This window comes from Dietzia aerolata (assembly GCF_014144865.1).
GTDB classification, from domain to species: Bacteria; Actinomycetota; Actinomycetes; order Mycobacteriales; family Mycobacteriaceae; genus Dietzia; species Dietzia aerolata.
The window spans coordinates 1-6,021 of the sequence record NZ_JAALDM010000149.1 but is presented as its reverse complement, the minus strand read 5'-3'; the positions used below and the strand labels follow the sequence as shown (position 1 = coordinate 6,021).

Here is a 6,021-nt window from a genome sequence, read left to right as displayed (position 1 = left end):
CTCCTCCAGCGGTTCGCGCGCGGCACCGACCAGGTCGACGCCGGCCGCCGCAGCCGCGCCGACCTCACGCAGCCGTGGCCCGGCCCGCCACCCACCGGTCACCTTTTCCGCCCACCCTTCGTCCCGCATGTGCTCGAGGACCGCGTGGAGCGTCGATCGGCTGGCGTCCGAGGCGCGGGCGAGTTCGGTCAACGGCAGGGGAGGGCCGTCCGCGGACAGGGCCTCGATCACCGCGAGCACCCGATGCGTGGGTTCGTGTCGCATAGTCGACACTGTATGTCGGATAGCCGAAAGTTGCTTATTCCGTGTGTCCCCGAGGGTGGAGTTTTCGCGGCGCCGGGCGCAGGATGGTCGAGATGCCACAAGGTAGACAGATCTGTCTGCTGGCGGTCGGCCGGTCAACTCGGTCGGCACCACAACACTGGAGGTCGCATGACGACGAGGTCGGCGGTGACGCTCTCGCATCTCGACGCGCTCGAGGCGGAGTCGGTCCACATCTTCCGCGAGGTAGCCGCGCAGTTCGAACGCCCCGGGATGCTTTTTTCCGGCGGCAAGGACTCCGTGGTGATGTTCCACCTGGCCCGCAAGGCCTTCTGGCCCGCGCCGATGCCGTTCCCGCTCATGCACGTCGACACCGGGCACAACTTCGACGAGGTGATCGAGTACCGCGATCGCGTGGTCTCCGAGACCGGCGTGAAGCTGCTCGTGAGCTACGTCCAGGACGACATCGACGCCGGCCGCGTGGTGGAGGAGACCGGTCCCGGTACCAGCCGTAACCGCCTCCAGACCGCCGCCCTGCTGCGCGGCATCCAGGAGAACCGCTTCGACGCGGTCTTCGGCGGCGCCCGCCGCGACGAGGAGAAGGCCCGTGCCAAGGAGCGCGTGTTCTCCTTCCGCGACGGTTTCGGCGCCTGGGACCCGCGTGCCCAGCGCCCCGAGCTGTGGAACCTGTACAACGGCAAGCACCGCAAGGGCGAGCACATCCGCGTGTTCCCGCTGTCCAACTGGACGGAGCTCGACATCTGGCAGTACATCGAGCGCGAGGACATCGACCTGCCGCCGATCTACTACGCCCACGAGCGCGAGGTGATCGAGCGCGACGGCATGCTCCTGGCCAAGACCCGATTCCTCGAGACCCTTCCCGGCGAGGAGGCCCGCACCGAACTGGTCCGTTTCCGCACCGTCGGCGACGCCACCTGCACCGGCTGCGTGGAATCCGATGCCTCCGACAACGCCGCCGTGGTGGCCGAGGTCGCCGGCACCCGCGTGACCGAGCGCGGCGCGACCCGCGCCGACGACCGAATCTCCGAAGCCGGCATGGAAGACCGCAAGAAGGAGGGCTACTTCTGATGAGCACCCCCACCACCACCTCCACCTCCACCGCCGCCGCCGCTTCGGCCGGGACGGACTACACGACCGGGGACGCCGTGCTGCCCGAGGGCCACACGATGTCCGAGCACGCGCAGCTGCTGCGCATCGCGACCGCCGGCTCCGTGGATGACGGCAAGTCCACCCTCATCGGCCGCCTGCTGTTCGACTCCAAGGGCATCTTCGAGGACCAGCTCGCCTCCATCGAGGCCACCTCGGCCGGGCGCGGCGACGAGTACACGGACCTCGCGCTGCTCACCGACGGCCTGCGTTCCGAGCGGGAACAGGGCATCACGATCGACGTGGCGTACCGCTACTTCTCGACCCCGCGGCGCAAGTTCATCATCGCCGACACCCCGGGTCACGTGCAGTACACGCGCAACATGGTCACCGGCGCCTCTACAGCTGACGTGGCGATCATCCTCGTCGACGCGCGCAAGGGCGTTCTCGAGCAGACCCGCCGCCACGCGTTCCTGTCCGCGCTGTTGGGCATCCCGCGCCTGGTCGTGGCCGTCAACAAGATGGACCTGGTCGACTACGACGAGGCCACCTTCGAGGCCATCCGCACCGAGTTCACCGATTTCGCCGCCAAGCTCGAGGTCCACGACGTGACGTTCGTGCCGCTGTCCGCCCTCAAGGGCGACAACGTGGTGAGCAAGACCGAGACGATGCCCTGGTACACGGGACCGTCGCTCCTCGATCATCTCGAGAACGTCCACATCGCCTCGGACCGTAACCTCACCGACGTCCGGTTCCCCGTCCAGTACGTGATCCGGCCCCAGCGCGCCGATGGACTGGATCACCGTTCGTTCGCGGGCACCATCGCCGGGGGCATCATCAAGGTCGACGACGACGTGGTGGTCATGCCGTCCGGTCGGCAGTCCACCGTGAAGGCGATCTGGGGCCCCGGCGGGATGGAACTCGATGAGGCCGCCTCGCCGGCCGCTGTGACGATCGCCCTCAACGACGAGATCGACATCGTCCGTGGCGAGATGATCGCGCGCCCCGGAAACCGTCCGCACCAGGGTACCGAGCTCGAGGCCATGGTCTGCTGGTTTGACGACGACACGACCATGACCACCGGTAAGCGCTACATCATCAAGCACACGACCCGCGACACCAAGGCGATGGTGACGGGGATGGAGTACCGGCTCGACGTCAACACCCTGCACCGCGATCAGGACGCCACCGAGCTGGGGCTGAACGAGATCGGACGCATCGGACTGCGCACGCAGACCCCGCTGATGTATGACGCCTACCGCCGCAACCGCGACACCGGCGCGTTCATCGTCGTCGACGAGCTCACCGGCAACACCGTCGGTGCGGGCATGATCATCGGGCCCGCCGCCAAGGGCTCCAACGTGGTGTGGCACGCCGGGACCGTCCAGCGTGGCGACCGCGGCCAGGGCCGCACCCTGTGGCTGACCGGCCTGTCGGGCTCGGGCAAGTCCACGATCGCCTCCGAGGTGGAGCGGGTGCTCATCGAGTCCGGGCGTCCCGCCTACATCCTCGACGGGGACAACCTCCGCCACGGACTGAACGCCGACCTCGGCTTCTCGGCCGACGACCGGGCAGAAAATATTAGACGGACCGCGGAGGTCGCCGCACTGTTCGCCGATGCCGGCGTCGTCGTCGTCTGCTCCTTGATCTCGCCCATGCGTGCCGACCGTGACGCGGCGCGCGACGTCCACACCAAGGCGGACCTGCCGTTCACCGAGGTGTTCGTGGACACGCCGCTGGCCGAGTGCGAGGCCCGCGACCCCAAGGGCCTGTACGCCAAGGCCCGCGCCGGCGAGATCGCCGAGTTCACGGGCGTCTCCGCGCCGTACGAGCCGCCGCTGACCCCCGATCTGCACATCCGTCCCGCCGACGGCACCGCGGAAGAGGTCGCGCAGCGGATCGTCAGCACGCTCCTGGGAATCTGAGCGCGTGCCCGAGGCCCTCTGGACCTACGATTCGCTGGGCCTGCTGGTCGTCAGCGCCGTCATCGGTGTGGTGATCGGCCTGACGGGGATGGGCGGCGGTGCGCTGATGACGCCGGCGCTCATCCTGTTCGGGATCCCGCCCACCGCGGCGGTGGCCAACGACCTGGTGGTCAACGCGGTCAACAAGGTCGTCGGTGCGGGCGTGCACTGGCGGTCCGGCAAGCCCAATCTCAAGATCGCGTTCTGGCTGGTCATCGGGTCGGTCCCCACCGCGTATCTCGGCGCCTGGCTGGTCCACGCGATCGGCGCCGAGGACGTGCAGGGGCTGCTCAAGAAGGCCATCGGCGCGACCCTGATCGTGGCGTCCACCGCGTATTTCCTGCGGGCGTTTTTCGAGATGTCCGGCAGGATTCGCACCGGCGACGACCCGGATCCGCAGGTCAAGCCGCTGCTCACCCTGCTGATTGGCGTGGTCGGTGGGCTGATGGTGGGCATCACCTCGGTCGGCTCTGGAACGGTGATCATGATGTGCATCATGCTGCTGTATCCCACGCTGTCCGCGCTGCGGCTGGTCGGCACCGATCTGGTGCAGGCGGTGCCGCTGGTGATCGCGGCCGCGATCGGGCACGTGATGGTGACCGGTGTCGACTGGGTGCTGCTGCTTCCGCTACTCGTGGGCGGCGCGGTGGGGACGTTCTTCGGTTCGAGGTTCGCCGGCCGGATCCCCGGCGGGATCATCCGTCGCGGCATCACGATCGTGCTGGCCGTGACCGCCTCGGCGATGCTCGGTGCCTCGCCGCTGCTGATCGGCGTGATCGCGCTGGTGCTGGTGACCGTCGGCCCGCTGGTGTGGAAGCTGCTGGTGCGTCGCTACTCGGTGCATCTGGGAGAGCCCGCCGAGCCGGCGCGCGTCTGACGCCGGCCTGCGCGGTACGACTCGTGCGGTCCGGTGGCGCGTCACCCATCCGCGGGTGACACTCCTCCGGTGCCCAACACCGACCTCATGCTCGCGGTCGTCGGAGCGGCGCTTCTCGTCGGTTCCATCCTGCCGCGACTGCTCCGCGAGCGGGTTCTGTCCGCGCCGATCGTCGTGGTTGGCGTGGGCATGCTCATCGGTTGGCTCATGCCGAGTGAGTCGAAACTCGTCGATGTCATCGAGCACGCGGAGCTCGCCGAGCGGATGGCGGAGGTCACCGTCATTGTCGCGCTCTTCGGCGTCGGGCTGGCGCTCGACCGGCCACTGACCTTCCGCGGCTGGAGTCCCACGTGGCGCCTGCTCGTCATCGGGATGCCGCTGTCGATCGCCGGCGTTGCGGTGCTCGGGTGGTGGGCCCTCGGTGTCACCCCGGCGGTCGCGATTCTTCTCGGGGCCGTACTCGCCCCCACCGACCCGGTGCTGGCCTCCGACGTGCAGGTGGAGGGGCCCGGGCACGGGGAGGGCGAGAAGGTCGACGACGAGCACGACGAGGCCCGCTTTGCTCTCACCTCGGAGGCGGGCCTCAATGACGCACTCGCGTTCCCGTTCGTCTACCTCGCGATCTTCCTGGCCACCAGAGGGCCGCTCTCGGAATGGGGGTGGTCGTGGGCGGCGTGGGACCTCGTCGGCAAGACGGTCATCGGGGCGGTGGCCGGGTGGATCATCGGCCGGCTGGTGGGCGCGGGCCTCTACCGTGTCCGCATCGGGGAACACCGCCTGGTGGGGTACGCCGAACCCGCGGCCGCGGTGGCCACTCTGCTCCTGGCCTATGGAATCGGCGAGTTGGTGGGCGGCTGGAGATTCCTGGCGGTGTTCTGCGCGGCTCTGGGAGTGCGCGCGGCCGAGCGACACGACGAGAAACACGCCCGCGCCCACGAGTTCATCGAGTTCACCGAGCATCTGCTACGCCATGGGCTACTTCTCGAAGGACGACGGCTGGTCACTCTGGCCCGCGGTGTCGCTGGTGATCGTCGCGTCCATCGGCCTCCACGGTGCGGCGGCGTCCCCGGCCATGAGAGCGCTCACGCGCTACCGCCGGAGGAGGCGGACGACCTGAGGCCGACCGTCGGCGTCAGCGAGGCTCCCACGCGTCGGTGTCGAGCGTCAGCTCGTGGACCTCGCCCGGCAGCTGCCTGTTCGCCAGATCGGCGATCGTGACGGCGTCCATCACCCGGCGCAAGGCCGCCCGCGAGGCGATCCACACGTGCTGCAGGACCGCGGCCCGCTCGTTGTAGACCACCGACTCCGGACGGACGTCGTAGACGCTGACGAGGGGGCCGTCGACGGCCCGCAGGACATCGGCGACGGTGATCCCCGAGGCCTCTCGGCCCAGGAACCAGCCGCCGGTCTTGCCGCGGCGGCTGGCCACGATGCCGGCCCTGCGCAGGTCGGACAGGATCGCCTGGAGAAACCCGTGCGGTATTTCCTGTCGCCGGCCCAGCTCCTCCGCGCTCAGCGGGTTCTCGCGGGGATCGTGGTCGGGGCTGGCCAGCTGGGCCGCCGCGAGTTCGACGAGCGCGCGCAGCGCATAGTCCGATTTCGCGGTGACCCTCATGGGGAACAGTGTCCCAGAGCGGGGCCGGCGCCGGGCAGGGGAGTGGGGCGCCCCGGCCCGGGTCAAGCGGGGTCACGCGCGGGCGGGATCGGTTTCCTCGTCCACGGCGGGTCCGGCCGCGGTGGTTGTGGTCCCGTCGACGGTGGCGGCGGCGTCGTCCAGATCCCAGGCCCCGCGCTCCACGGCGCCACTGTCCC

The 6,021-nt window shown here is 69.3% G+C and carries 6 protein-coding genes; 4 read left to right on the top strand and 2 right to left on the bottom strand.

Translation table 11 applies throughout. The features are described 5' to 3' along the window. A partial coding sequence (locus tag G6016_RS09860) for a helix-turn-helix domain-containing protein (RefSeq protein WP_182632490.1) occupies nt 1-264 on the bottom strand: 264 nt, incomplete at its 3' end. Between the two features lie 168 nt (nt 265-432). Here G6016_RS09860 and cysD point away from each other — a divergent pair. The 4 genes from cysD to G6016_RS09840 all read left to right on the top strand — a co-directional run bounded on the left by cysD (nt 433) and on the right by G6016_RS09840 (nt 5,427). Continuing rightward, entirely contained in the window at nt 433-1,350 is a 918-nt protein-coding gene (gene cysD, locus G6016_RS09855) for a sulfate adenylyltransferase subunit CysD (RefSeq protein ID WP_182632489.1), read from the top strand. A gap of 98 nt (nt 1,351-1,448) precedes the next feature. After that, nucleotides 1,449-3,293, top strand: a complete 1,845-nt coding sequence (gene cysN, locus G6016_RS09850) for a sulfate adenylyltransferase subunit CysN (protein ID WP_182632491.1) — start codon at nt 1,449-1,451, stop codon at nt 3,291-3,293. Nucleotides 3,294-3,297: 4 nt separating this feature from the next. Next, complete coding sequence (locus G6016_RS09845) at nt 3,298-4,209, top strand: TSUP family transporter (protein ID WP_182632488.1); 912 nt, start codon at nt 3,298-3,300, stop codon at nt 4,207-4,209. A 69-nt stretch (nt 4,210-4,278) separates the two neighbouring features. Then, entirely contained in the window at nt 4,279-5,427 is a 1,149-nt protein-coding gene (locus G6016_RS09840; protein ID WP_338403573.1) for a cation:proton antiporter domain-containing protein, read from the top strand. On the opposite strand, the gene G6016_RS09835 is transcribed toward G6016_RS09840, so the two are convergent. Next, entirely contained in the window at nt 5,342-5,824 is a 483-nt protein-coding gene (locus tag G6016_RS09835) for an RrF2 family transcriptional regulator (protein WP_182632487.1), read from the bottom strand. The genes G6016_RS09840 and G6016_RS09835 overlap by 86 nt on opposite strands. Between the last annotated feature and the right edge of the window lie 197 nt (nt 5,825-6,021).

What these genes read in the sequence shown, in the direction of transcription:
- cysD (WP_182632489.1), top strand. Translation starts at nt 433, where the DNA reads ATGACGACGAGGTCGGCGGTGACGCTCTCGCATCTCGACGCGCTCGAG.
- cysN (WP_182632491.1), top strand. Translation starts at nt 1,449, where the DNA reads ATGTCCGAGCACGCGCAGCTGCTGCGCATCGCGACCGCCGGCTCCGTG.
- G6016_RS09835 (WP_182632487.1), bottom strand. Translation starts at nt 5,824, where the DNA reads ATGAGGGTCACCGCGAAATCGGACTATGCGCTGCGCGCGCTCGTCGAA.